The sequence below is a fragment of the Bradyrhizobium sp. AZCC 2289 genome, from assembly GCF_036924615.1.
Taxonomy (GTDB): Bacteria; Pseudomonadota; Alphaproteobacteria; order Rhizobiales; family Xanthobacteraceae; genus Bradyrhizobium.
In genome coordinates this window covers 9,374,109-9,397,902 of the sequence record NZ_JAZHRY010000001.1, presented here as the reverse complement: position 1 = coordinate 9,397,902, position 23,794 = coordinate 9,374,109, and the positions used below count along the sequence as shown (strand labels likewise).

The 23,794-nt window shown below is 63.3% G+C and carries 25 protein-coding genes; 12 read left to right on the top strand and 13 right to left on the bottom strand.

The genetic code is table 11. The annotated features are described in order from the left end of the window. The first annotated feature begins 194 nt into the window (after nucleotides 1-194). Together V1289_RS44055 and V1289_RS44050 are read left to right on the top strand one after the other, a co-directional pair. Nucleotides 195-1,427 carry a Zn-dependent hydrolase gene (locus V1289_RS44055; protein WP_334405823.1) on the top strand — a complete coding sequence of 411 codons (1,233 nt, stop codon included), beginning with the start codon at nucleotides 195-197 and terminating at the stop codon, nucleotides 1,425-1,427. Beyond that, nucleotides 1,424-1,915, top strand: a complete 492-nt coding sequence (locus V1289_RS44050) for a YodC family protein (protein WP_334405822.1) — start codon at nucleotides 1,424-1,426, stop codon at nucleotides 1,913-1,915. The genes V1289_RS44055 and V1289_RS44050 overlap by 4 nt, the downstream gene beginning before the upstream one ends. A gap of 79 nt (nucleotides 1,916-1,994) precedes the next feature. Here the strand turns inward: V1289_RS44050 and V1289_RS44045 are convergent, their stop codons facing one another. Beyond that, entirely contained in the window at nucleotides 1,995-2,213 is a 219-nt protein-coding gene (locus V1289_RS44045; protein WP_334405821.1) for a DUF2061 domain-containing protein, read from the bottom strand. A gap of 786 nt (nucleotides 2,214-2,999) precedes the next feature. Between V1289_RS44045 and V1289_RS44040 the strand changes: the two genes are divergently transcribed. From V1289_RS44040 to V1289_RS44030, 3 genes are all read left to right on the top strand, one after another. Continuing rightward, nucleotides 3,000-4,037, top strand: a complete 1,038-nt coding sequence (locus tag V1289_RS44040; RefSeq protein WP_334405820.1) for a PrsW family glutamic-type intramembrane protease — start codon at nucleotides 3,000-3,002, stop codon at nucleotides 4,035-4,037. Between the two features lie 103 nt (nucleotides 4,038-4,140). Then, nucleotides 4,141-4,713, top strand: a complete 573-nt coding sequence (locus tag V1289_RS44035) for an HdeD family acid-resistance protein (protein ID WP_309184625.1) — start codon at nucleotides 4,141-4,143, stop codon at nucleotides 4,711-4,713. Between the two features lie 242 nt (nucleotides 4,714-4,955). Continuing rightward, complete coding sequence (locus V1289_RS44030) at nucleotides 4,956-6,041, top strand: 3-deoxy-7-phosphoheptulonate synthase (protein WP_334405819.1); 1,086 nt, start codon at nucleotides 4,956-4,958, stop codon at nucleotides 6,039-6,041. A 58-nt stretch (nucleotides 6,042-6,099) separates the two neighbouring features. Here the strand turns inward: V1289_RS44030 and V1289_RS44025 are convergent, their stop codons facing one another. From V1289_RS44025 to epmA, 4 genes are read right to left on the bottom strand one after another with little or no spacing between them, the layout of a single operon-like run. Further along, entirely contained in the window at nucleotides 6,100-6,357 is a 258-nt protein-coding gene (locus V1289_RS44025; RefSeq protein ID WP_334405818.1) for a hypothetical protein, read from the bottom strand. Between the two features lie 35 nt (nucleotides 6,358-6,392). Beyond that, entirely contained in the window at nucleotides 6,393-6,596 is a 204-nt protein-coding gene (locus V1289_RS44020) for a hypothetical protein (RefSeq protein WP_334405817.1), read from the bottom strand. Nucleotides 6,597-6,604: 8 nt separating this feature from the next. Beyond that, nucleotides 6,605-7,696 (bottom strand): lysine-2,3-aminomutase-like protein, encoded by a 1,092-nt coding sequence (locus tag V1289_RS44015; RefSeq protein ID WP_334405816.1) that lies wholly within the window; start codon nucleotides 7,694-7,696, stop codon nucleotides 6,605-6,607. Continuing rightward, on the bottom strand, nucleotides 7,693-8,745 hold the full coding sequence (gene epmA / locus V1289_RS44010; protein ID WP_334405815.1) for an EF-P lysine aminoacylase EpmA: 1,053 nt from the start codon (nucleotides 8,743-8,745) through the stop codon (nucleotides 7,693-7,695). The genes V1289_RS44015 and epmA overlap by 4 nt, the downstream gene beginning before the upstream one ends. A gap of 276 nt (nucleotides 8,746-9,021) precedes the next feature. On the opposite strand from epmA, the gene V1289_RS44005 reads away from it, so the two are divergent. From V1289_RS44005 to V1289_RS43995, 3 genes are all read left to right on the top strand, one after another. Then, entirely contained in the window at nucleotides 9,022-9,363 is a 342-nt protein-coding gene (locus V1289_RS44005; protein WP_334405814.1) for a hypothetical protein, read from the top strand. Nucleotides 9,364-9,527: 164 nt separating this feature from the next. Then, a complete protein-coding gene (gene efp, locus V1289_RS44000; RefSeq protein WP_074278685.1) occupies nucleotides 9,528-10,094 on the top strand; it encodes an elongation factor P in 567 nt (188 codons plus the stop codon). A gap of 34 nt (nucleotides 10,095-10,128) precedes the next feature. Beyond that, nucleotides 10,129-11,718 carry a M23 family metallopeptidase gene (locus tag V1289_RS43995; RefSeq protein ID WP_334405813.1) on the top strand — a complete coding sequence of 530 codons (1,590 nt, stop codon included), beginning with the start codon at nucleotides 10,129-10,131 and terminating at the stop codon, nucleotides 11,716-11,718. Between the two features lie 18 nt (nucleotides 11,719-11,736). Here the strand turns inward: V1289_RS43995 and V1289_RS43990 are convergent, their stop codons facing one another. After that, nucleotides 11,737-12,216 (bottom strand): carboxymuconolactone decarboxylase family protein, encoded by a 480-nt coding sequence (locus V1289_RS43990; protein ID WP_334405812.1) that lies wholly within the window; start codon nucleotides 12,214-12,216, stop codon nucleotides 11,737-11,739. Between the two features lie 50 nt (nucleotides 12,217-12,266). On the opposite strand from V1289_RS43990, the gene V1289_RS43985 reads away from it, so the two are divergent. Both V1289_RS43985 and V1289_RS43980 read left to right on the top strand, forming a co-directional pair. Next, on the top strand, nucleotides 12,267-12,878 hold the full coding sequence (locus tag V1289_RS43985; RefSeq protein WP_334405811.1) for a MarR family winged helix-turn-helix transcriptional regulator: 612 nt from the start codon (nucleotides 12,267-12,269) through the stop codon (nucleotides 12,876-12,878). A 54-nt stretch (nucleotides 12,879-12,932) separates the two neighbouring features. Next, nucleotides 12,933-14,165 (top strand): lytic murein transglycosylase, encoded by a 1,233-nt coding sequence (locus tag V1289_RS43980; RefSeq protein ID WP_334405810.1) that lies wholly within the window; start codon nucleotides 12,933-12,935, stop codon nucleotides 14,163-14,165. A gap of 101 nt (nucleotides 14,166-14,266) precedes the next feature. Here V1289_RS43980 and V1289_RS43975 read toward each other — a convergent pair whose 3' ends face one another. Further along, nucleotides 14,267-15,073 carry a glucose 1-dehydrogenase gene (locus V1289_RS43975; protein WP_334405809.1) on the bottom strand — a complete coding sequence of 269 codons (807 nt, stop codon included), beginning with the start codon at nucleotides 15,071-15,073 and terminating at the stop codon, nucleotides 14,267-14,269. 41 nt (nucleotides 15,074-15,114) lie between these two features. Further along, a complete protein-coding gene (recJ, locus tag V1289_RS43970) occupies nucleotides 15,115-16,956 on the bottom strand; it encodes a single-stranded-DNA-specific exonuclease RecJ (RefSeq protein ID WP_334405808.1) in 1,842 nt (613 codons plus the stop codon). 712 nt (nucleotides 16,957-17,668) lie between these two features. Between recJ and V1289_RS43965 the strand changes: the two genes are divergently transcribed. Continuing rightward, nucleotides 17,669-18,025 carry a hypothetical protein gene (locus V1289_RS43965; RefSeq protein WP_334405807.1) on the top strand — a complete coding sequence of 119 codons (357 nt, stop codon included), beginning with the start codon at nucleotides 17,669-17,671 and terminating at the stop codon, nucleotides 18,023-18,025. Here V1289_RS43965 and V1289_RS43960 read toward each other — a convergent pair. The 5 genes from V1289_RS43960 to V1289_RS43940 form a co-directional block, all read right to left on the bottom strand. Then, nucleotides 18,001-19,344 carry an IS5 family transposase gene (locus V1289_RS43960; RefSeq protein ID WP_334405806.1) on the bottom strand — a complete coding sequence of 448 codons (1,344 nt, stop codon included), beginning with the start codon at nucleotides 19,342-19,344 and terminating at the stop codon, nucleotides 18,001-18,003. The two genes, V1289_RS43965 and V1289_RS43960, sit on opposite strands and share 25 nt — an antisense overlap. 281 nt (nucleotides 19,345-19,625) lie before the next feature. After that, entirely contained in the window at nucleotides 19,626-20,723 is a 1,098-nt protein-coding gene (locus V1289_RS43955; protein WP_334405805.1) for a cytochrome D1 domain-containing protein, read from the bottom strand. A 534-nt stretch (nucleotides 20,724-21,257) separates the two neighbouring features. Next, a complete protein-coding gene (rclC, locus tag V1289_RS43950; protein WP_334405804.1) occupies nucleotides 21,258-21,884 on the bottom strand; it encodes a reactive chlorine resistance membrane protein RclC in 627 nt (208 codons plus the stop codon). A gap of 9 nt (nucleotides 21,885-21,893) precedes the next feature. Next, nucleotides 21,894-22,253: a carboxymuconolactone decarboxylase family protein gene (locus V1289_RS43945; RefSeq protein WP_442896142.1), complete on the bottom strand. Its 360-nt coding sequence runs from the start codon at nucleotides 22,251-22,253 to the stop codon at nucleotides 21,894-21,896. 59 nt (nucleotides 22,254-22,312) lie between these two features. Then, on the bottom strand, nucleotides 22,313-22,456 hold the full coding sequence (locus V1289_RS43940; RefSeq protein WP_334405803.1) for a hypothetical protein: 144 nt from the start codon (nucleotides 22,454-22,456) through the stop codon (nucleotides 22,313-22,315). Between the two features lie 57 nt (nucleotides 22,457-22,513). On the opposite strand from V1289_RS43940, the gene V1289_RS43935 reads away from it, so the two are divergent. Further along, nucleotides 22,514-23,533 (top strand): AraC family transcriptional regulator, encoded by a 1,020-nt coding sequence (locus tag V1289_RS43935; protein WP_442896141.1) that lies wholly within the window; start codon nucleotides 22,514-22,516, stop codon nucleotides 23,531-23,533. Nucleotides 23,534-23,794: the final 261 nt, after the last annotated feature.

Here is a 23,794-nt window from a genome sequence, read left to right as displayed (position 1 = left end):
GCCTGACCACGTCCTGCACCCCCGCGCCGCAGCGGCGCCCGGCCCGGTCCACCATGATATCCTAGTATCTTGATTCCATGAGCCTCTTTGACGCGCTGTCGTCAAAACATGTTAATCCAATGTTAGAGACTTCGTCCGATCGACGTTAAGAGTTGTTCAAACGGCGTGTTTGGACTTTTGCGAGGTTGCGCTTCATGCCTGACGATTGTTCCGCGGTCGACGGTGCCCGGGTGCTTGCGGATCTCAATACGCTCCGCAGCATCGGCGCCTACAAGACCGGCGTTCACAAGCCGACCTTCTCTGAACCGCATATGCGCTCGCTCAAATGGCTTGCCGGGAGGCTTCCCGAAGCCGGGCTCACCGCCGATATCGACGGCATCGGCAATGTGCTCGGCACCACTACGAAATCCGGACCGAAACTGTTGGCGGGCTCGCATCTCGAAAGCCAGAATTTTGCGGGCTGGCTCGATGGGCCGCTCGGCGTCGTCTATGCCCTCGAGGCCGCCCGCGTCATCAATCCCGATCCGACGTTACGCGGCGCGGTCGAAGTCGCGGCCTGGTGCGATGAGGAAGGACATTTCGGAAGCTTCCTCGGCAGCAGGTCCTACGTTGGCGGCGTCACCGAGGCCGATATCGACGCCGCGCGCGACCGCAGCAGCGGCCGGACCATGCGGGACGCCCTGCGCGATGTCGGTCTTGCCGGCCGGGCGCGCGTGACGGCCGAGCGCGGGCGGCACATCGGCTATCTGGAGGCGCATATCGAGCAAGGCGAGACGCTCGAAAGCGGCGGCCTTACGATCGGCGTGGTCACCTCCATCGTCGGGATCTGGCAATACCGGATCAGCTTTACCGGCGAGCAAAATCACGCCGGCACCACCCGCATGGCGGTTCGCAGGGATGCCGGCGTGGCGCTGGCGAGGTTTTGCGTTGCCATCGACGATCGCTTTCCCGCGCATTGCGGACCGCGCACGGTATGGACCACCGGCCGCATCACGCTCGATCCGGGCGCGCCGAGCATTATCCCGGGCAGCGCCGAGATGCTGTTCCAGATTCGCGACGACGACCCAACCGTCATCGAGCGCCTAGAGGGTTTATTGCAAAGCATGGCCGCCGAGGTCACCGCGCAAGGCCGCTGCGGCGTGAACGTGGAGCGTCTTCGTACCGGCGCCCCAGCCTTGATGGATGGCGTTATCCAGCAGACCATCGAGGCTGCGAGTGCCGGCTTTGCCGGCGGCAGGTCCATCCGCATGCCCAGCGGCGCCGGCCATGATGCCCAGGTGCTCGCCACGATCATGCCGGCGGGCATGCTGTTCGTGCCCTCGATCGGCGGCATCAGTCATCACTGGACCGAAAACACGGCCGACGCCGACATCGTCACCGGCGCGCGGGTTTTTACCGACGCCTGCCGCCGCCTGCTGGCGGGATGAGCGCCTCCGCTTCGGCGATGCCGAAGCCGTGGCAATTTGTTATTGTTGCGGCGCACGCGGGCGCGATTCGCGCGAATCCGCTGGGAATTTTGCCGATGACCTTCAAGTCAGGCGACCTCGTTGTGCTGAAATCCGGCGGCCCGACCATGACCGTCGATACCGTCAACACGGATATTTTTGACGACAACAAGATCACCGGCGTGCTCTGCGCCTGGTTCGTAGGGGACAAGTTCGAACGCGCGAGATTCGACCACAGGGCGATCGAGCCGGCCGGATTGCAACAGAGCCCGGCAGGGAAAACGGAAGCGATTCAGGACGAAACTGCGGGCGATTACAAACTGGTGCTTGATGAGATGGTTTCCGCGATGAATGTCCCGGCGGAAGAAGGCGAGAGCGCCACCAAGTCCGGCGCCCCTGGCGTGAAGATCGCCGTCGCCAAGCGGAAGCGGAGCCCGCCAACAGCCCACAAGACGATAGGACCGCATTAGCCGGAGCTTGATTAGCCGAGATCGGGCGCTGCTTGAGAGGCCGGCGTTGTTTTTGCTCGCGCCAGCTCCAAGAACCAGTTCACCTGCGCCGCCCCCATTGAATGTCGGCCCAGACGCGCTCGTGCAGGTAATACCAGGCGATCTTGGTGACGACCTCGATGCCGGCGATTGAGCCGGCGATCTCGACCCTGCCGGTCATCAACCAGCTGATGGCGAAAGTGTCGAACGTTCCCAGCGTTCGCCAACTGACGGCTTTGAGAACCGATCTTGTATGCGTCTCTGCTCCACGAAAAAGCACCCGGTCATGCCTCCTGTCTGGCTCTGATCGAAATCTATCACGCCCGCGTGCCGGACTGTCCCACGATCGTCGCGCTCCCGTGACTTTCCCGCTCCGGTCGGTCCGACGAGTGCGCAACCTTCTTGACCACCGGGCAGATCAATCGCGGATTCCGCCACGGGGCTTGCTTGCTATGACAAGACTGCTGCACCCGCGGCGCGACTGCCTGTACGGCCGCAGGCCTCAACCGTCGACAGCAAAAAAATATCGACGGGATCGGCGACGAGGACGCCATGGTCAATGCCAAGCCGCACGGCATCTGCCGCGGTTGCTGAGCCGCCCGCTGACGTCTCCATTTCAATGGGCGCGTATTCTGTGTCGTCTCTTGGGCACAAAAAAGCCCGGGAGGTTGCCGGGGCTTTTGATTTGGCTCGGAACGAAACTCAGTACAAATTGATCATTACAGATTGATCCTTGGCGACCACCGGGCCACCGAAGTTGAACTTGCAGTTCACGCCCACCAAAGCAGTTTGCCGACGGGTTGCGTTGATGCTCCACAGGCAGCATGTGTAGATGAATTGGGCAATGAATGTCGTTGCGCGAGGGTTACATTGGCGCTGATAGAGCAACCGCGGACGGTGCGACGATGATCCGCACCGTTTCGGTTGCCACCGCGAATTGCTATGCCGGCCGCTTCCGAGGCCTCGGAATTTTGGAAGTTCCGGCCAGCACCGGTGCGGCCATGGATGTTCTTGCTAAGCGCCGAATTTGCGGCCATTTTCGACCCGACAGGTAAAGTTCCGCTAGATGCTGCTGCTCGAATCCCTTCCCACCGTCATCGGCGCCGCCGCAATCGCACCCGCATTGTTGGTGCTGTGGCTTGTGATCGCCGCCGATGAGCGGCCGGGCCCGCCTGCCCGGGTCTGGGTCGCCTTCCTGCTCGGTGCCGCCAGCATCTCGTTGCTGGGTATCGCCCGCGCGCCGTTCAACGCGCTGCTGGCAATCCCCGGCAATCCCTGGATGACGCAGGCGCTGCGCTCGCTCTTCGGCGTCGCCGCCCCCGAAGAGATCGTCAAGGTTTTGGTGATTGTCGCCGTGTCGGCCCGGCGCCGGACTTTTGCGGACCCGATGGACACCGTCGTCTACGGCGCCGCCGCCGGACTCGGATTCGCGGCGTATGAGAACCTCGCTTATCTCGTGCAGCACGCCGACATGTGGCGATCGCTGGCCGCCTTGCGCAGCGTCCTGACCGTGCCGTTCCACGGTGCGCTCGGTATCATCGCCGGCGCGTACCTCGCCATCGCGCGCGCCGGCACCGCGCTCGGCGCACACCGGCACCACCGCGACTGGGCACGCATCTCGAGCCTGATTCTGGTGTTGTTCGCGCCGATCGCGCTGCATGCCGGATTCGATTTTCCGCTGTTGACGCTGCAGAAAAATTCCGACCTCAGTGATACCACCCGGTTGATCCTGGGATCGGCCAGCGTTTTGATCGGCTTCAGTTCGATCGGATTTGCGGTGCGGCTGGTGCGCCGGGTCGGCCGGCACCACGCGCCGCGCACTGAACTGGCGCGCGAGCGGCTGAGCCAGTTGCGGCGGATGTGGGCGCTGTTGGTCGCCGGCGGCGGCGCGGGCTTCGCAGGTGTCGCCTTCCTGCTGACTTCGCTGCACCACTGGTTCATCAATCCGGAGCGCAACGCGTCGCTGGTTCTGGTCCCGATCGGGCTGACATCGATCCTGATCGGCTTCGCGCTGCTGGTGGCTACCACGGCGGTCTATGTTTTCGGCCGCAATCGGATGCGGACGACGTCGGAAGGCTTTTCGTCGGCACCCGGACAGGGATAAGCCTCCTTCCGGCTGACGCGTTTTCTTTTCCCCAACCGGTTTCCACTGCGCTCGAAAACGCTTTAGTATGCCATCAGGCTCGCGCGTACCGGGAGAGCTTGCGATGACCCTTCCCAACGACATCAACAAATTACAGTCCGACATGAGCGCTGCCGTCAAAGCGCATTGGAAGGCCTTCTTGTTCGAAGGCATCCTGCTCGCGGCGCTCGGACTGGCGGCGATCGTCGTACCGCCGCTCGCCAGCCTCGCGGTCACCATCTTCCTCGGCTGGATGTTCCTTATCAGCGGCATCGGCGGACTGATCGTGACGTTCTGGGCCCGCCACATGCCTGGCTTCTGGTGGTCGCTGATTTCGGCAGCGCTCGCCGTGCTCGCCGGCATGATCCTGCTGGCGCGGCCCGTACAGGGCATCCTCACGCTCACCATCGTCGTCGGCGCCTATTTTCTCGCCGAAGGCGTCGCCACCATCATGTACGCGCTGGAACACCGCCGCGAATTGTCCGAACGCTGGTCCTGGCTCCTGTTCGGCGGACTGATGGACATCGTAATCGCGTTTTTGATCATTGCCGGCCTGCCCGGCTCGGCGGACTGGGCGATCGGCCTTTTGGTCGGCATCAATCTGTTGTTCGGCGGCGCTACGCTGATCGGCGTGGCGCTCGCCGCGCGCAATTCCTGAACCGGCGGCGACGGTGCTCGCCGCCCCGATTTGGGGATGACAAGACACCAGGCGTGCGCTATAGAGCGGCCATGACCACCATCGCCGCCAGCTATTTTTGGTATTTTAGCTTCGACAGCTCGCTGGCGCTGGGAGGATCACGCTCAATCTGAAGTATTGCAGCAAGAAGTCCGAACAGCCGCCAGACCTGGCGGCTTTTTTGTTGCGCCGGCAGGTCCTTAAAACACACACAGGAGCCCGCCGTGTTGAGCACCACAGACGATCTTCGAATAAAGGAACTGAAAGAGCTGAGTACGCCCGAAGAGGTGATGCGCGAAATACCGCGCACCTTGACCGCGACGCGTATTGTGATGGCGGCGCGCAACGCCATCCACGCCATCCTGAGCGGTACCGACGACCGCCTTCTGGTCGTCGTCGGGCCCTGCTCGGTCCACGATCCCGTTGCAGCCGTGGAATACGCCGAGCGCCTCGCCGCCTTGCGCGAACGGCTTGCCGATCGCCTCGAGATCGTGATGCGCGTCTACTTCGAAAAGCCGCGCACCACGGTGGGGTGGAAGGGCCTGATCAACGATCCGGATCTCGATGGCAGCTTCAACATCAACAAGGGGCTGCGTCTCGCGCGCAACGTGCTTTCGGCCGTGAACAATCTCGGCGTGCCGGCGGGGACCGAGTTCCTCGACATGACGACGCCGCAATACATCGCCGATCTCGTTGCGTGGGCGGCCATCGGCGCGCGTACCACGGAGAGCCAAATTCATCGTGAGCTTGCGTCCGGACTGTCCTGCCCAGTGGGCTTCAAGAACGGCACTGATGGCAATGTGCGCATCGCCGCTGACGCCGTGAAGTCGGCATCGCATCCGCACCATTTCATGGCGGTCACCAAGGGCGGACGGTCCGCAATCGCGGCGACGTCAGGCAACGAGGACTGCCACGTCATTCTGCGCGGCGGCAGCAAGCCGAATTATGACGCAGCCAGCATCGATTCCGCCGCGGCCGAACTCGCCCGTTCAGGCGTGACGCCGCGGATGATGGTCGATGCCAGCCACGCCAATTCGAGCAAGAAGCCGGAGAACCAGCCGCTGGTCGTCGCCGATGTCGCCCGCCAGATATCCGACGGCGAGCAGCGCATCGTCGGCGTCATGATCGAGAGCAATCTGGTCGCCGGCCGCCAAGATGTGCTGCCGGGCGTAGCGTTAACCTACGGGCAGAGCATTACCGATGGCTGCATCGACTGGGAAACGACTGCGTCGGCACTGAACCTGCTGGCCGATGCCGTCGCGGCTCGGCGGGAAGTGCGGTCGGGCAACTTCCGGGAATGCTCGGCCTAGCCGATCAGCGTGCGGGGCGCGACGTTTCGCGCCCCTGCCGCCGGGGCGCCATCGCCGCCTAGCAGCCGCGGCAGATGCTCTTGATCTTCTTGTCGAGAGCGGCGTTTTCCTTGCTGAGCGGGTCGTTCGGATCGCTCAGGTTTTTCTCGTCTGGCACATCGCCCACGCGCGGCTGGCGATGACCGACCGGTGCCTGTATTGCAGGCTTGTCGGCTACCGCCGAGTTTTTCGGAACCGTCGATGTTCCGCCCTGCGCGAACGCGGCGGGACCGCCGATCAGAACCAGCAGCGCTATCGACAGGATTGTTTTTCGCATCTTGGTTCTCCCTTTCGAAACTCTCTTTACCGCGTTCACTGGGGAACGTCGATAACGGCGCAATTCCGGCGTCCCTGGGCAGCACAGTCCTGCACCTTCCGCAGATCGGCCATGGTGCCAAGTAACCAGATTCCCGCCGCCACCAGCACAGCAAAGAAACCGAGCATCACGGCGTTTTCGACGTTGCGATGGCGCTCATCTTCCGGCGGCTCCGGGCTCACCCCGCCCTCGTCTGTCATCGGGCCGATCACGGCTTCGGAGGATAGAGATGAACGTCACCACAATAATCCACGACACGATAACGCGTTTCCGAGGATAGTTCACCTTCCCGGGAATTCGCATGCGACAAATAATTCGGGCCCACCGGGGCCTTGCCATGGCCGCCGGGAATGTCGAGCACATAGTCCGGCTGGCACAGGCCGGATACCCGTCCCCGCAAGGCCCGCATCAGTTCCTGTCCGTGCTCGATCGTGGTGCGGAGATGCGCCGTGCCGGGCGCCAGATCGCCGTGGTGCAGGTAATAGGGCTTGATCCGGCATTCGACCAAAGCCCGCATCAGGGCCTCCAGCGTTGCCGCATCGTCATTGACGCCACGCAGCAAGACCGACTGGCTCACCAGGGGAATGCCGGCATCGGCCAGGCGGGCGACCGTGGCGCGCGCCATGTCGCTCAGCTCGCGCGGATGGTTGGCGTGAATCGCAAGCCAGGTGGTCGCGCCCTCCACCTTGAGCGCAGCGACCATCTCCGGGCTGATCCGCGCGGGATCGGCAATGGGTACGCGGGTGTGGATACGGATGATCCTGACGTGATCGATGGCGGCGAGATCCGCCATGATTTCAGCGATCCGGCGCGGCGACAACATCAGGGGATCGCCGCCGGTCAGGATGACTTCCCATACTTCTGAATGGTTACGGATGTAATCTAGCGCAGCGCGGTAGGCACCCTCCGAGAGTGCGGTCGCCTTGCCCGGCCCGACCATTTCGCGACGGAAACAAAACCGGCAATACACCGCGCAGACATGAACCAGCTTGAACAGCACCCGGTCGGGATAGCGATGGACGATGCCGGCGACCGGCGAATGGGCATCGTCGCCGATTGGATCGGCGCTCTCGCCGGCATGCTCGATTAGTTCCCGGACATCGGGGAGGAATTGGCGCGCGATCGGGTCGTCGGGGTTTTCGCTGTCGATCAGCGCGGCAATATCGGGCGTCACCGCGATAGCATAGCGCGCGGCGACGCGTTCGAGACCGGCAAGATCCGCCGCCGGCGCAAGCCCCCGTTCGACCAGTTCGCTGGGCTGACGCAATGTCGCGATCAGCTTTGGATCGATCCTGTTCATGCCTCACCTGCCGGCGGCGTCCACACCACCTGGTCGATCCGCAGCGCGCCGCTCGCCAGCATCACCAGCCGGTCGAAGCCGAGTGCTATGCCGCTTGATTCCGGCATCGCCGCGACCGCATCGAGAAAATCGTCGTCGAGCGGATAACGCTCGCCATAACGCCGCGCCTTTTCGTCCATCGCCAAATCAAAACGATGGCGCTGCTCGGCCGCATCCGTCAACTCGCCAAAACCGTTGGCGAGCTCGACGCCGCAGGCATAGACCTCAAAACGTTCGGCGACGCGCGGATCGGCCGCCTTGGCCCGCGCCAGCGCCGCTTCCGGGGTCGGATATTCGAACAGCACCGTCAGCCGCCCCTGCCCGAGCCTGGGTTCGACATGCTCGACCAGCACCTTGCTGAAAATGTCCGACCAGGTGTCATCATCCGCAATCCGTACCCGCGTCTTGGCCGCCGCCGCAAGCTGTGCGCGATCACCTTCGCCCTCCGCGATCGTCGCCAGCAGATCGATACCAGCAAAACGCTCGAACGCCGCCGCCACCGTCAGCAATTCCGGCTCGGCAAACGGGTCGGCCGTTCTGCCGCGAAACGAAAATCGCCCGATGCCGGTCGCCTGCGCCGCGTGCGCGATCACGACAATGCTGTCGGCCATGATCGCGTCATAGGGCGCGTTGGCGCGGTACCATTCCAGCATGGTGAATTCCGGCAAATGAAGATCGCCGCGCTCGCGGTCGCGAAACACCCGGGCGAACTCGAAGATCTTTGCCTCGCCCGCCGCCAGCAGCTTCTTGGCCGCGAATTCCGGCGAGGTCCGCAAATAGCGGGTCGCACGGGTGCCGTCGGCGCAGGTCAACTCGGTGCGGGGGGCGTGCAGATGCGTCTCGTTGCCCGGCGAAACCTGCAGGATTGCGGTCTCGACCTCGGCAAAGCCCTGCTCGTCGAACCAGGCCCTGACGGCCTTGGTGATGGCGCTCCTGGCCATCAGGAACGGTTTTCGATCGGCGTGCCGCGCCGCCGACCACCAGGGCGACGGCTGGTTGATCCCAGCCATCAGCAACCCGCCCCGGCGTGCCGCGGCCGACCGTCGTCCAGCAAAGCCATCAACAGGTTCAGGAGATCGGCGGATACCATTGACACTATTTGACTTTCTCCTTGCCGGCGCGATCGGCTAGAGACTGCGGACGGCCCGCGCCTTTCGAATCGTCTGTTCATGTCGAAAGACACGCGCCTTGTCCATTCGCGCAACCGGTGCTGGAAGCCTGGGACGCGCTGAACCTCGCCGGCTATTGGGTCGTCCGACGCGCAGGATCTGGAGCGAGATGCGGACATGTTTGGCGACTGGTTACGAAGCACGGGTTTTCTGCTGTCGTTTGCGCTGGTGTTGTTCAGCTTTTCCGCCGCGGCGCCGGCCAGCGCGGACGAGCCTGGGGCCGAATTCAAATTGCGGGCAGTAGACACGCTGGTTTCACCCGATCATCAGCTGCGGATAGAGCAGTATTCCAAAGATATGGGAGACGAAGGTTTCCGGCATCAGTTCTGGGCCTTCGACGACAAGATCGAGGCCTGGCGCTGCATCTATGACCTCAAAACAGGGGCATTCTCGGTCCCGCCGGCGTTTGCCGAACACAACGCCAAGGCCGTCAAAACCCCTCGCGCGGACCGGAAATAGCCGCGACAGGCTCTTGATCCCGCCCGTCAGCAACCTGCCAAAACGGGCCGCAAAAGGCTGGTATCTGCAGGGCAAATCAGTATGTTGCAGCCCGAAACCGCCTCATTGGCCCCAGGACACCCATGTCCGGATTGGTCGGAGGCCAGAAATTCAGGAAAACAGCTTTGAAAGTCATCGCCAGTTCTATTCGCAAGGGCAACGTCATCGAGCAAGACGGCAAGCTTTATGTGGTTCTGACCGCCGAGAACATCCATCCCGGCAAGGGAACCCCGGTCAGCCAGATCGAAATGCGCCGAATCGGCGACGGCGTGAAGATTTCGGGACGCTACAAGACCACCGACCAGGTCGAGAAGGCGACGATCGAGGACCACAACTTCAACTATCTCTACGAGGACGCCGACGGCTTTCATTTCATGAACGCCGAGAACTTCGACCAGGTCCAGGTGCCCAAGGACATCGTCGGCTCCGCGGCCCCCTATTTGCAGGAGAACATGTCGGTGAAGCTTTCGCTGCACGACATGATTCCGGTCGCCATCACGATGCCGCAGCGCGCGACGCTCGAAGTCGTGGATACCGAGCCGGTGACCAAGGGCCAGACCGCATCGTCGTCCTACAAACCTGCTATCCTCTCCAACGGCGTCCGCACCGCTGTGCCGCCGCACGTCGGAGCGGGAACAAGGATCGTGGTCATGACCGAAGACGGCTCCTACGTCGAGCGCGCCAAGGATTAAGCCAGCTGTGCCGCCGGGGGGCGACGCATTGAACATGAAAGCCGTCCGCTTGCTGACCCGTTGGCTGGCAGCCTTCTGTTTGCTTGCCGCCGGCGCGGCTGCCGCTTCGGCCGACGAGTTCAGGACCCCTTCGATCTCGGCCGTGCGCGTCGAATGGCGCGCGGTTCTCGATCAGCTTCGCTCCGAGATCAGCTCCCAGCCGGCGATCGCCGCAACCTTCACCTTCGCCGGCCAACGCCGGGTGCCGGCCTGGGATCCCCGTTCGACGCCGGCGCTGGTGCAACTGAACGCGGTGACCTCGCCGATCTTCGCCGGCATCGGGCGCAGTCCGGTGCCGGTGCTGTTGCCGTTCGATACTGCAGCCTATCTCGAAGCGCGCGCGAACGGCGCACCGGACAGCCTCTCGGTGTCGCGCTACCAGGCCGACTTCCGGTCCGCCGACCTGTTCCACGCCGGTTCCTCCGGTTACGACGCAATGTTCTCGCTCGAGCCCGGCGCCGGCGACGGCATGCCGCAGCGGACCTTTGACAGGCCGGTCGAGGTGCAGATCACCGGGTCGATGCTGACCTACGATCTTGCCGATCCCCTCAGCGGCAAGGGCGAGCCGGTCAAGGCGCTGGCGGCGCAATTTCCCGACATGCGCCGCTTCATCCGCGAAGGCTATGTGCGCTATGCCTTCACGCGCTTTGGCGTGCCCTATGTGGTGTCGATCCAGTGTCTGGACTCGGCGCCGCGGGCGCGGCGGCTGGCGTGCCGCGAGGCCTATCCGGTCGCGGAGCGATTCCTGAAAGCATTGCGCATCGCCGGCGGCCAGCCGTCGCGGCCGCGCACCGACATCTCGTCCGATATCGCCGAACGGCCGGCCGCGGCGTCGGCCGATTTCAGCTATCGCCCGAGCGGCGACATCATCGCCAACAGCGGCGCTCACAAACTGGGCGGCCATGCCGACCTCACCGCCTATTCGCAAATCCGGTTTCCGCTGGAAAAGGCCCCGGCCTTCGCCCACTCGCAATCCCTCGGCAAAGGCAAAGCCGGCGAGTCGGCCGCGGAATATCCGTGGCGCGACAATTTTTGCGAGGCCCGCAGTTTCGAAGTCGGACAATGCGCCGGCGGTTTCGGCCACCAGGGCCAGGATATCCGTCCCGGCGCCTGCCCGGCCAACGGCGAAGGCCCTCAAAGCTGCGATCCCAAACGGCAGGCGGTCGTTGCCGTCCGCGATGGCGTCGTGATCCGCTCGACGAAGCAGCAGGCGGCGACGCTGCAGATCAACACCGGCAACGAGCACATCCGCTTCCGCTACATGCACATGAACCCGTCCAGCATGGACGCGGACGGCCTTCTCAGCGGACGCCGCGTCGCCGAGGGCGAAAAGATCGGCGTGGTCTCGAACTACCTCGACCATCCCAACGGCACGTCGCGTCATCTCCACTTCGACGTCCAGGTGTTCACGCGCGACGGCTGGCTCTGGGTCAACCCCTACACCACCCTGGTCTCGGCCTATGAACGCCTGATCCGCGGCCGTGGTCGCGAGATCGGGCCCGAACCGCAGGCGTCCGCCGCGGTGGCGCATGCGTTGCCCGAGGATGTCATCCGTCCCGACGCACGGGAAGGCAGCGAGAACTAATTCCATCGACATCCCACACTACGACGACGCCGCGCGGACGGCTTTTGCTCGCGCCGGCGGGATCCAGCGATAGGCGGCGCCGAACCTGTTCCAGACATTGATCGAAGCGATCGCCGAGGTGAGATAGGTCAGCTCCTTCTCGGAGAATTCCGCGCTCGCCTGCGCGTAGACTTCGTCGCTGACGCCGCCGGGCAACAAGGTCAGCGCTTCGGTCCAGGCGAGCGCTGCACGTTCGCGTGGCGAGAACTGCGGCGCCTCGCGCCAGACAACGACGAGGTTGAGCTTGTCGGCTGACATGCCGAGGCTCTCGCCCTGCAGGATGTGGTACTGCACGCAGAAGGCGCAGCCGTTGATCTGCGAAGCGCGCAACTTGATCAGCTCGAGCAGTTGCTTGTCGATGCCGGCCTTGGCGGCCGCCTTGCCGAGCGCCAGCACGATTTCGTAGGCGTCGGGCGCCAGCGTCCTGAAGTCTTCGTATTCCTTCCGAGCATGTGACATTTTCATCGCCTCATGTTATCAGTGTTCTGATTTATTATAAGAGCCCTTATATGGCGCTCAAGGTTGGAACCTCGGCGAAAGCAATATCTCGCGCGGCGCGAAAAACGCCGGCCGGAAAATCGAAAAAATCCCGAAAATTCGCGGCGGCGAAAAAATCTGCCCGGCGCCGGAAAAAATCCGCCAATCATCCTCCGGTCGCCTTCGGCCATCCGCCGCCGCCCGGCGAAGGCAAGCGCGGCGAACGGGGCTACCTCACCTATTTGCTGCGGCAGGCCCAGGCCGCGACGCGGCTCAGGATGGAACGGGCGCTCGCCGAACTCGGCGTGACGCCGCCGCAATTCATCGTGCTCACGATGCTCAAGGCCTATCCCGGGCTGTCCGGCGCAGATCTCGCGCGGGTGGCGCTGCTGACTCCGCAGACCGTCGGCGTCATCATTCGCAACCTGGAACGCGACGGCGCCATCAGGAAAACCCCGCACCCGGTCCACGGCCGGGTGCTGCAATGGACGATGACACGGCGCGGCAACAGCCTGCTCGAAAAATGCCGGCGTCACGCCAAGGCGCTGGAGCGGCGGCTGGCTGCCGGGCTTGGCGCCAAGACGCAGATCATCGTCCGGCGCTGGCTGTCCAAAATCGCCACAGATTTGCAGCAGGAAGGCTAGTTCCGCGGCGCCCTGGCTTTTGGTGCACGCCTGCTCCGCCGCTACACTGGCCCGATGAAACAGCCTGATTCTCTGCGCTCCCCTACCCGCCGCGGCCTGCTCAAAGCTGGCCTCGCGGGCGGCGCGTTGCTTGCGCATCCGCTCGCGGCGTTCGCCACGGCGCCCCCGGGCTTCAACCAATGGCGCGACGGCTTTCGCGCGCGGGCCTTGGCCAAGGGCATTTCGGAGGCGACCTGGACCCGCGTGATGGGCGACATCGAACCCGACATGTCGGTGTTCAAGCAGATGCAGAAGCAGCCGGAATTCAACGAGCAGATCTGGCAGTACATCAATCGCCGCGTCTCGGACTGGCGCATCATCAACGGCCGCGAGGCGATGAAGAAGAACGAGGCGCTGTTCGCGCGGATCGAACAGGATTTCGGCGTCGAGCGCGGCACGCTGCTGGCGCTGTGGGGCGTCGAATCCGCCTATGGCGATCCCCTGGTGCAGCAGAACCACATGACGCCGGTGTTTCCCTCGCTCGCCGCCCTTGCCTGGAACGAGCCGCGCCGAAAAGCCTATTGGGAAACCGAGCTGATCAACGCCTTGAAGATCGTCGACCGTGGCTGGGGCACGCCGGAGGAAATGCGGGGATCCTGGGCCGGCGCGATGGGGCACACCCAATGGATGCCGGAAGTCTGGCTCAATGTCGGCATGGACTACGATCACGACGGCAAGGTGTCGCCGTTCGGCAAGCCCGACGATGCGCTGGGCTCCAGCGCGCGCTTCCTGGTCAACCGCGGCAAATATCACCGCGGCGAACATTGGGGCTATGAAGTCCGCGCGTCCGGCGCCGCGAGCGGCAGCCGCACCTATGCGGCGTGGACAAGCGCCGGCGTTGTCAGAGCCGACGGCCAGCCGTTCCCGCAACAAAACGCCTCGGCGCAGATGTGGGTGCCGGTCGCCGGCGGACCTGCGTTCCTGCTCGGACCGAATTTCTACGCGGTGCGCAGCTACAACCCGTCGATGAACTATGCGCTGGCGATCTGCCATCTCGGCGACCGCATTCTCGGCGCGCCGCCGTTCATTCAACCATTTCCCGGTTCCGAGCGCGCGCTGACGCTGGCCGAAGTGCAGGAAATGCAGACCCGCCTGACCAAGGCCGGCTTCGACACCGGCGGCAATGACGGCCGCGTTGGCAACGACACCATGAAGGCCGTGAAGGACTATCAGACCAAAATGGGCCTGTTGCCGGCGGACGGCTATGGCGGGCTGAAGGTGTTGGCGCGGTTGCGACAGGGCAGTTAGGTCAGCGTCATTGCGAGCGAAGCGAAGCAATCCATCCCTCCGCGGAAAGGAAGAATGGATTGCTTCGGCGCTTCGCTCCTCGCAATGACGAGCCAAACCCCTCACCTCCGCGGAACGCCGCCTGCATTCATGCCGCCGTCGATCACGAGTTCGCTGCCAGTGACATAGCTCGACGCATCGGACGCCAGATACAGCACGCCCTGCGCAATCTCCGAGGCATGGCCAGCGCGCGCCAGCGGCGTCGCGATCTTGGCGCGCTCCTCCGGATCGATCGGCGCGTTCTGTCCGCGCCCCGCGGCTTCCGTTGGAATCTTGCCCCAGATCGGGGTGTCGATGATGCCGGGATGCACCGAGTTGACCCGGATGCCGTCGCCCACCGCGGCGCACTCCATCGCGATCGACTTGGCGAACAGCCGCACACCGCCCTTGGTCGCGCTGTAGGCGGAGAGGCCGGGCGCGCCGCGCAGGCCCGCCAGCGACGACATCATGATAACAGAGCCGCCGCCGGTCTTGCGCATCGCCGGCAGGCAATGCTTCACCGAGAGGAATACGCCGTCGAGATTGATCGCGTTCTGCCGCCGCCAGTCTTCCAGCGTCATGTCGGTGATCGACGGCACGGATATGCCGATGCCCGCGTTCGAAACCAGGATATCCAGCCGGCCATAGCGCTTCATGACCTCGGCCACGACTTCGATCCAGCGTGGTTCGCTGGTCACATCCTGATGGATGAAGATCGCCTCGCCGCCGGCTTTCTTGATGCCGGCGACCACCGCCGGGCCCCTGAGGTCGTCGACATCGGTGACCGCGACAGAAGCGCCTTCGCGCGCCAATAACTCGGATACCGCTTCACCGATGCCGGATGCTCCGCCCGTGACCAGCGCGACCTTGCCTTGAACCTGACCCGTCATTTCCACTCCCGTTTGTTATTATTGGCTTCGTTGGTGTTGATCTATCGGATGATCGCCGGTCCCTGATCCGGCACGGCGACATCGACCACGCGAAACTGCACGCGTTCCGAACCCTGCCAGCGATCCACCGCGAGCGAGCCCGCGACATGCAAGGGCTGGCCGCGATTTTGCATCAGCGCGTTGCCGAGCTTTTGGCCGACCGAACGGAACGCGATGCCGTTGACGATGGTGCCGTCGCCGGATTTGAACCGCAGGCGCAGATGCGCCTGCCCCACTTCGTCGGCATAGACCAGCTGATGCGACGGCAGCGCGATGACCGGTTCGGGATTGCCGGCGCCGAACGGCCCGGCGAGGTTCAAGGTCGCCGCGAATTCCGGCGTCACCGCGCGCGCGCTGACGGCGCCGTCGATGAACAACTCGTTCTCGTGGCGGGAGTTGGCGACATCGGCGGCCAGCGCGCTTTCCATGAAGGCGCGAAACTCCGCGAGCTTCTCTTTCCGCAGCGTCACGCCGGCGGCCATGGCGTGGCCGCCGCCTTTCATCAGCAATTTTTCCTTCACCGCCTGCCGCACCGCCTTGCCGAGATCGACGCCGGAAATCGAGCGGCCCGATCCGGTGCCGATGCCGCCCGGCTCCAGCGCGATGGCAAAGGCCGGCCGCGCGAATTTTTCCTTCAGCCGCGAGGCGACGAGCCCGACCACGCCGGGATGCCAGCCTTCGGATGCGGTGACGATCACCGCACCCTTGTCCTCGAGCCCGAGCGAGGCCAGCGCCTCGGCTTCGGCCTGCGCTTCCGCCGCCTGTTCGATGATGCGGCGTTCGCTGTTGAGACGGTCGAGTTCGGCGGCGATCCGCGCGGCCTCGGAGACATCGCCTTCGAGCAGCAGCCGCACGCCGAGATCGGCGCGCCCGATCCGGCCGCCGGCATTGATGCGCGGTCCCAGCATGAAGCCGAGATGCCAGGCTTCGGGCGGGCCGTTCAGCCTTGAGACGTCCATCAACGCGGTATGGCCGACATGGTCGCGGCGGCGCATCGCGATCAGGCCTTTGGCGACGAAGGCACGGTTGAGCCCGGTCAACGACGCGACGTCGGCAACGGTGCCGAGCGCGACGTGATGCAGCATGCCCAGCAGATCCGGCTCCGGCCGTTCGCCGGTCCAGAACCCGCGCTGGCGCAATTCACGGTTCACCGCGACCAGCGTGATCAGCACGAGGCCGACGGCGGCGAGATAGCCGAGGCCCGAGAGATCATCGGCCCGGTTCGGATTCACCAGCGCATCGACCTCGGGCAAGTCATCGCCACTTTGATGGTGATCGATGACGACGATGGACATGCCGAGCCGCCGCGCTTCGGCAAACGGCTCGAAGCTGGTGGTGCCGCAATCGACGGTGACCAGCAGCGTCGCGCCTTTTCCGGCGAGCGAACGCACGGCTTCCACATTGGGCCCGTAGCCTTCAAAAATGCGGTCGGGGATATGGATCAGCGGATCGAGCCCGCAATGGCGGAGATGCCAGGCGAGCAGCGCCGCCGAGGTCGCGCCGTCGACATCGTAATCGCCGAAGATCGCGACCTTTTCGCCGCCTGTTGCCGCGTCGGCAATCCGCTTCGCGGCGGTTTCCATCTGCGTCACGGTATAGGGGTCGGGCATCATTTTGCGGATGGTCGGGTCGAGAAAATCCTCGACCGCATCGAGCTCGACATCGCGCCCCGCGATCACCCGCGCCAGCATTTCCGGCAGTTGATAACGCTGCACGATCGCGAGCGCCTTTGCCGCGCCGCGGGCATCGAGCCGGTCGCGCCACAATTTTCCCGTCGCCGATTTTGCGACGCCGAGAAATGCCGGCGGTAATTCGACGGGCAAGGCGGTTACGGGAGGCGTCATGATGCTTTCAGTCTGTGGGGCCAACGTGCCCTGCCATCTCTGCGCACTTCCGGATTCAATGTCAAAAGCAAAGCAGACACGAATTAGTGGCTCGCGGCGCGATGCGCCCGAGGTTTTGCATGAGCGTTGCCCTCGAAACACAGAGGGCGCAGGGAAAGCCGGGTGCGCGCTGCACCCGCGGTCTCGTGTGCAAAATTGTGCAAAAAGATGCGCACACGAGCATACAGGTTCAGCGGAGAGCATCCGGCCTTCCCTGCGCAATGGTTTTACGGCTTACTTCGCGCTCTCCCCGGTGACCGGGCTTTCTTGCCACCGTTATCCCTGAGAAGCTTGCTTCTCAAAAACTTGACGCCAGCATCGGGGCGCCAGGACCACACGACTTCGCCGTCCGCATCAGCCGCGCTCGTCCGTCGCAGCATCTACGTCCACCGCATCCCACCGCGCGTTTCGTGACGATCGCGAGCCGCCCCTCTTGTCGGGTGAGACGCGCGGAGAAACACCACTGATTTGCCCGATGCGACAAGCGGATTATTTTCTTAAATAGGGCTTGACAGGAAATCTTGATTTGCCCGTCGGGCAAAATTGCAGGGCGTAAAATGGCTGGAGCGACTTGTCCGCCGTCGCATTTGAAGTACGATCTGAAATTCGATCTCCTCCGGCGAGAATGGAGACTTGAATGTCGGGTCGTGCTTTGACAGCCGTGGCGGTTCTGGTGGCGCTGGCCGTTTCCAGCGCCATCACCGCGGCGCAAACCGTGCCGAAACTTGACTACGAATTTTTCAAGAGCCGCGTCGAGCCGGTCTTTCTGACCAAACGCCCTGAACATGCCCGCTGCTACGTCTGTCATGTCGAGAGCAACAACGCATTCCGTCTCGAGAGGCTTTCAAAGGGGGAGCCTGCCTGGACCGAGGAACAATCGCGCCGGAATTTCGAGATGGTCGCAAAGCTCGTCAACCCGGGCGATCCCGATACAAGCCGGTTGCTGCTTCATCCCCTTGGCCCCGAAGGCGGCGGCGATGTGGTCTCCGGTGAAGAATGGCCTTTTCACGCAGGCAACGGATTTAGCTGAGGGAAGAGGCTGGCGAAGAAGAGGCACAACAAAATCCTGAGCCACTTGACGAGGCGGCGGAAGTTGTAGCCGGCGGCGGCGAGGATGGCGTTGTTGAGGTCGCCATTGCGGTGGGCGAGATAGTTGCGGCCCATTCGGTGCTCGTCCTTGAGATGGCCGATGACTGGCTCGACGGCAGAGCGGCGACGCATCTCTCGTTTGATCGCCGGGGTCACGCGGCGCTTCTGTTTTGAGGTGTAGATTTTGAACTTGTAGTCGGGTGGCGCGTTGTGGCCGCGATAGCCGGCATCGGCGTGGAGCCGATCGATCGTAGCGCCGACGAGTTTCTCGATCCCCGGGATCACCTCAGCCAGCGTATGGCCGTCATAGGGATTGCCCGGCAGCGCCTGTACATGGGCGACGAACTGGCCGCCCTTGCTATGCTTGAGGGGGATGGCAACGCTGACCTTGACGCCGAACTCGTAAGGCTTGTGGGCCTTGCCCTTGCCGATGCATTCCACTTCGGGGGCATGCAGGCTGTAGACCTTGGCGCCGCGCTGCCCGCGTTCCTGCTCGCGCACCCGCCGGCTAAGGCTGAGCAGGTGAGCGAAGCTGCCCTCGAGCCCATGGTCGCCGTCGATCTTGCGGGCAATGTCGCGGATGACGCGGCCCAGATAGGTCTTGAGCGTGCGCAGAGCCCGGTTGGCGCGCTTGAACTGCTTGGCATGGGCGTAACGCTGATGCTGGATCAGCGCGGACTTGCCGACCCGCGTGTACGACTGCCGGAGCTCCACGCCCAGCTTTTTGGCCAGCGTCGCCAGCTTCTCACGGGCCCGGTTCAACAGCTTGGCGTCGGTCGGGAAGGCAACGTTCTTCGGCTGCACCGTGGTGTCGACAATGACGCGCGAGAGTTCCGAAGGCTTCATCGCGCCGGTTCGCGTCGCTACCGCCAGGCTCTCCTGCAACAGCGCTTGCAGCCGCTCCTCTCCCATGCGGTTGCGCCAGTGGGTCATCGAGGAGCGATCGAGCGGCAGCCGGTGCTTGAAAAACTCCTCGCCGCAAAAGTACTGGTAATATGGGTTCTCGATCCACTGCTCGCACACCACTTCGTCGCTGAGGTTGTAGGTGTGCTTGAGAATCGCCAGCCCCGCCATCAGCCGGGTCGGCAGCGGCGGCCGGCCGGAGCCGTCGGCGTAAACCGCCCCGAACTTCTCTTCCAGAAATCCCCAGTCGATCGTCCGCGCCAGCTTCGCCAGCGCGTGATCCATGTTGATGACCTGGTCCAGCCGCGAACGAAACAGATCCTGCTCGCCGCTTTCCCGCCGCTCCCGTGGCCGCATCGAATCCCCTCCGATCACATGATCGGTAGAGAATCACAGCTTCAGATTCGAGGGAATCCTCAACACGAATTTGCAAGAAAATCGACGCAGCAGCTACGATTGCTGGCAAATCCAATCACAGCAATCCCCGCAATTTCCATTGCCAATCAATCGCTTCGGGATATTTCACGGAGGACTGCTTCATCCCCTTGGCCCCGAAGGCGGCGGCGATGTGTTTCACTCTGGCGGACGCCAGTTCCCGTCGAAGCGCGATCCGGCCTGGCGCACGCTTGCCGCGTGGGTCAATGGAGCGACGCTCGCTTCCCAGAAGAAATAGCGGCGGAGCCCGGATGGTCCGGGATAACAAGCGTGTTGATGCGCTTGGGCACCTCGCCGACCGGGACCACAGCGATCAGCTTCATTGATGTGGTATCGATCGCCGAGACCGAGCGCAGACCCGCGTTGGAAATGTAGACCGTCTTGCTGTCGGGCGTGAAGGTGACCCAATTTGCAACCGCCGAAATCGATCCATGCCCCCGCAGCTTGAGGGACGGAAGTGCTACTTCGCCTGACAGCGTGAGGTCGGCAAGCGAATAAACATACACCGCGTTATTGGGGATGCTGGTCACCCACAGGCTCTTGCCGTCGGGTGCAACGCCTATGCCGTGTGAAGGCGCCGTGGCGCGGTCCCCATCGGTTTCAAACTCGGCCTTGGCTGCAGGTAGCTGGACCCGTGCCACTTCCTTGCGCGCGGCAAAATCCACCACCGCAAACCCGTTGAGGTCGGACAATTGCACGAAGATACGTTTGGTCGAGCCATCCGGGCCCGCCTCGATCGCCATCGGGCGAATGCCCTTGTCGAGCTTGATCTCCCACGCGGGTTGCTCGGTCGTGAGGTCGATGACCGTTACGATCCCGGTTCGGATCGAACCGGTGACGGCGTATTTGCTGTCGGGCGTTACATAGACGTTATGCAGCCTGCCGTTGACCGGCACGCTTTTGGTCCGCGTCAGGGTTGCCGGATCGATGATATCGAGCGCGCCGGGATCGCGGGCGATGCCGACCACGATGCGGCCGCCTTTGGCCACCGCGATATTGTTGGGGTGGGCGCTCAGTTCGACTTTCTTGATCAGCTTGCCGGATTTGCGGTCGAAAACATCCAGCGTCGAATCGACTTCATCGCTCACATAGACCCTGGAACCGTCGGGAGAGAATGCAATCCCGTGCGCGCCCTCGACGCCCCTGATCTGCTGGACCACCTTGTTGGTGGCGGGATCAATGACGTGGATACTGTCCCCGGCGCTGTTGGTGACGTAGACGCGGGCCATGCTGGCCCAGGCCGGAATGGGTGCAACCATCAACAGGATCCACGCATGGCGTAAGACGCGATAGGCGTTCATGGGCGTCGGGCTCCCGTTGCTCTGATGGTGTCTCAGGGTACGTAGCAATTGGCCAAACTGCAAGGCAGAGGCCGGCCCGAAACGAACCCGTCGGATGGGTTGAGCGACCGCGAAACCCATCAATCAATTGCGCCCGCGGAGCTGATGGGTATCTCGGAATTTATCATCGGGCCGGCCGCAGGGCCGGACCCGTTGGCTCAACCCATCCTGCGCGCTTGAGTCCGCTTTCGGCGGTAAAACGGAAGTTGGACTTTTGGGCCGTCAGGGCAGCTTTTGACCCGACCCGGAAGTCGAGGCCTTTCGGACAATTTTCTGACGATGTCCGTTGATCGGGGTAGAGCAGAAGTCTCGTTTCGGGGCCGTCAGGACCGTTGTTGACCCAAAGTGGTCATGGTCCGCGGCGGGCGGCCGACACAAGGGGCCGCCCGGTCGGCGGCCTCTTTCATTTTCGACCAGGCGGACCATGTTGCCTATTGGCAGATACTGTTCCAGACTGTTTCCGATGCTGCAGGTTCCGGTGGCAACCGGCTGCGCTCACTCGGCCGGGGCGGTGGAGGTCTTGCTGGCGGTCATCGTCTGAAGTTTGGCGAAAGGGCGCGCCTCAAGGAAGGCGCGGGCGCTGTCGGCCATGATCAGCAGACCGCCGACCAGCATGATTACATCCTTCAGCACGAGCCGACCGCCGCCTGACAGATAAGGGAAACCGTGCTGCGCATCGCCAAGCGCCGAGACCCACGCGTCTGGCGTCGTGATCAGGAAAGACAACGTCACGAATGGCGTCAGGAACGAGAGCGTTGCGCCCAAGATGCCCCATCGGCGCGAGAACACGCCCAGCAGCGTCAGCAGGCCGATCGTTATCTCCATGGTTCCGAGCCGGTCGGAAAAGCCATAGGTATTATTCGCGGTCTGCCAAGCCCGCTCGGCCGGCTTCAACTCACCCTCGTGCGTGAGGTGCGCCTTGTACTCGGCCGGATGCTCGTAGAAGAACGACATAAACGGGCTGTTGGCGACGAAGGGCGTGATGCTGTCGGCTTCATAGGGCGCGAATTTGAGCGCGCCAATCCACAGGAAGACGATCGCGATGGCGACGCGCATCAGCGGGATGCCGACCCGATCGGAATGAGCGATCCAGGAAAGCGGCAGACGAAGATAGCCGATCATGAGTTCTCCTCAGGCGTTGGGATTGATTTCGGCGGCGGCGTCGAATGCGTCGAGCGCGCGGGTGGAATAGACGACGGCCGCGCCGGCATTGACGGAGACCGCAACACCCAGCACTTCGGCTATCTCTTCCCTGGTCGCACCCCGTTCCCGGGCCGCCGCGGTATGTACCGTGATGCAGCCGTCGCAGCGCAGGGTTATGGCGACCGCAAGCGCGACGAGTTCGCGGGTCTTTTCATCGAGGTGACCGACCTTCGGGCCGGCCCCGCTCAGGGTGGTGTAGCCCTTGATGATATCGGGGTTGAGCTTGCCGAAGCCGCCGACCCCGGCGAGAAGCTGCTGCCGATATGTATTCCAATCCAGCATGTGCATGACGCTCTCCTCTTCGATGCGATGTGAAAACGCGGAATGAACGGTGGGATTGACTGTGTTCAGCGCTCCGCGTTGCGCGACGAGGCGCGAGCGGGATAAGCCAGGACCGGCAATGCAAGAGTGCCGCCGATGAATGTTTTCTTCATCGCGTATTCGTGATCGTTGCGCGTCTGAAATCCGCGCTTGGGTTGACGCATCCGCATTACATTCTCCTCATTCATTCGATGCTTCGAGAAATCGGGGCGAACGGGGAATTGGCGATGCTCTCGCGGCGCAAAACCTATGCCGGCCGGATCAAACATCCAGACGACGCGACTGAGCCGGCTACTCTCGACCCGCTCAGTTCGATTGCTCCCCTGTTCCGGGCGCGCCCGGAAATTCAGGATGTGTGCCGATTTGCCTTGCAATGGGAGGTCGTGCACGAAGCGGAACCGGCGGGCTTTGCTCAATTTCACATCGTGACCAATGGAAATTGCCTGCTGGAGCGGTATTCCGGCGAAACGTTCAAGCTGGAAGCCGGCAGCATCCTCCTGCTCCCGCAGGGCGACTCCCACGTCGTGCGATCGGCGAGCCGTGGCGGAAGCTCCGGAGCGCCGATCAGAACCGAATACAACAACGCGATCAGGATCAAGACCAACACCCGCGGCGCCACCGAGACCGAGATGATCTGCGGCCGGCTGCGGTTGGATGGGGCCATGTACAGTCTCGTCACTGCCGCATTGCCAAAGGCGATCGTGCTCAGCATCGGCAGAGGGGATCTGTTCGACCGGATGCGGATGCTGGTGCAGGCGATCGATGAGGAACTGCAGGCCGCGCGTCCGGGCGCGGCGACGATTGCCACCGAGCTTGCTACCGCTCTCTTCGTGATGATGCTTCGCCTGCATTTCGAACAGTCCGCGGCATCGAGCGGCATATTACGGCTGCTCGCATCGTCGTCTTCGGCCAGAGCCGTCACCGCCATGTTGAGAGCTCCCGCGCATCCATGGACGCTGGATGAGCTTGCGGCGGAAGCGCATGTTTCGCGCGCGACTCTGGTTCGGATCTTCCGCAGGGAGGGGGATATTGCGCCGCTTGGTTTCCTGAGCGAGTTGCGGCTTGGTCTGGCACGCCATCGCCTCGGCTCGACAACTGGAACCCTGGCGCAGGTGGCGGCAGTGGTCGGCTACGACTCCGAGAGCGCATTCGTGCGCGCGTTTCGGAAACGTTACGGGATTTCGCCCGGTAGACTCCGCGCCGTCATAACGGGCGATCTCGCGGAGAAAGCTCACCCAATTCCATGATGGCCGAACGCAGCGTGAGACTGACAGCACGGCCGTAATAAAAGCAGGAAAGGCCGCCCCGGTTGGCGGCGTCTCTTTCATTTTCAAGCAGGCGGACCATGTCGCCTATTGGCACGAAACGGACATGCCGGGTTGGCCGGACGATGTCTGCTCTTGAGGGTAGAACGGACATGCCGTTCAGGCGGGGCCACTTCCGTTTTTGACCCCGAGCAGACGTTGGATGTTTGGCCGCATCTTCGTTTTGGACGGCGATGAGAGCTA

Excerpts from the sequence above, each read along its gene's own strand:
- rclC (WP_334405804.1), bottom strand. The coding sequence starts at position 21,884 with ATGATCGGCTATCTTCGTCTGCCGCTTTCCTGGATCGCTCATTCCGAT.
- recJ (WP_334405808.1), bottom strand. The coding sequence starts at position 16,956 with ATGACGCCTCCCGTAACCGCCTTGCCCGTCGAATTACCGCCGGCATTT.
- V1289_RS44040 (WP_334405820.1), top strand. The coding sequence starts at position 3,000 with ATGCTGCTGCTCGAATCCCTTCCCACCGTCATCGGCGCCGCCGCAATC.
- V1289_RS43975 (WP_334405809.1), bottom strand. The coding sequence starts at position 15,073 with ATGACGGGTCAGGTTCAAGGCAAGGTCGCGCTGGTCACGGGCGGAGCA.
- V1289_RS44020 (WP_334405817.1), bottom strand. The coding sequence starts at position 6,596 with ATGACAGACGAGGGCGGGGTGAGCCCGGAGCCGCCGGAAGATGAGCGC.
- V1289_RS43985 (WP_334405811.1), top strand. The coding sequence starts at position 12,267 with ATGGCGCTCAAGGTTGGAACCTCGGCGAAAGCAATATCTCGCGCGGCG.
- V1289_RS44015 (WP_334405816.1), bottom strand. The coding sequence starts at position 7,696 with ATGAACAGGATCGATCCAAAGCTGATCGCGACATTGCGTCAGCCCAGC.
- V1289_RS43945 (WP_442896142.1), bottom strand. The coding sequence starts at position 22,253 with ATGCACATGCTGGATTGGAATACATATCGGCAGCAGCTTCTCGCCGGG.
- V1289_RS43935 (WP_442896141.1), top strand. The coding sequence starts at position 22,514 with ATGCTCTCGCGGCGCAAAACCTATGCCGGCCGGATCAAACATCCAGAC.
- V1289_RS44055 (WP_334405823.1), top strand. The coding sequence starts at position 195 with ATGCCTGACGATTGTTCCGCGGTCGACGGTGCCCGGGTGCTTGCGGAT.
- V1289_RS43960 (WP_334405806.1), bottom strand. The coding sequence starts at position 19,344 with ATGCGGCCACGGGAGCGGCGGGAAAGCGGCGAGCAGGATCTGTTTCGT.
- V1289_RS44005 (WP_334405814.1), top strand. The coding sequence starts at position 9,022 with ATGTTTGGCGACTGGTTACGAAGCACGGGTTTTCTGCTGTCGTTTGCG.
- V1289_RS43940 (WP_334405803.1), bottom strand. The coding sequence starts at position 22,456 with ATGCGGATGCGTCAACCCAAGCGCGGATTTCAGACGCGCAACGATCAC.
- V1289_RS43990 (WP_334405812.1), bottom strand. The coding sequence starts at position 12,216 with ATGTCACATGCTCGGAAGGAATACGAAGACTTCAGGACGCTGGCGCCC.
- V1289_RS44035 (WP_309184625.1), top strand. The coding sequence starts at position 4,141 with ATGACCCTTCCCAACGACATCAACAAATTACAGTCCGACATGAGCGCT.
- V1289_RS43980 (WP_334405810.1), top strand. The coding sequence starts at position 12,933 with ATGAAACAGCCTGATTCTCTGCGCTCCCCTACCCGCCGCGGCCTGCTC.
- V1289_RS44025 (WP_334405818.1), bottom strand. The coding sequence starts at position 6,357 with ATGCGAAAAACAATCCTGTCGATAGCGCTGCTGGTTCTGATCGGCGGT.
- epmA (WP_334405815.1), bottom strand. The coding sequence starts at position 8,745 with ATGGCTGGGATCAACCAGCCGTCGCCCTGGTGGTCGGCGGCGCGGCAC.
- V1289_RS43995 (WP_334405813.1), top strand. The coding sequence starts at position 10,129 with ATGAAAGCCGTCCGCTTGCTGACCCGTTGGCTGGCAGCCTTCTGTTTG.
- V1289_RS43955 (WP_334405805.1), bottom strand. The coding sequence starts at position 20,723 with ATGAACGCCTATCGCGTCTTACGCCATGCGTGGATCCTGTTGATGGTT.
- V1289_RS44050 (WP_334405822.1), top strand. The coding sequence starts at position 1,424 with ATGAGCGCCTCCGCTTCGGCGATGCCGAAGCCGTGGCAATTTGTTATT.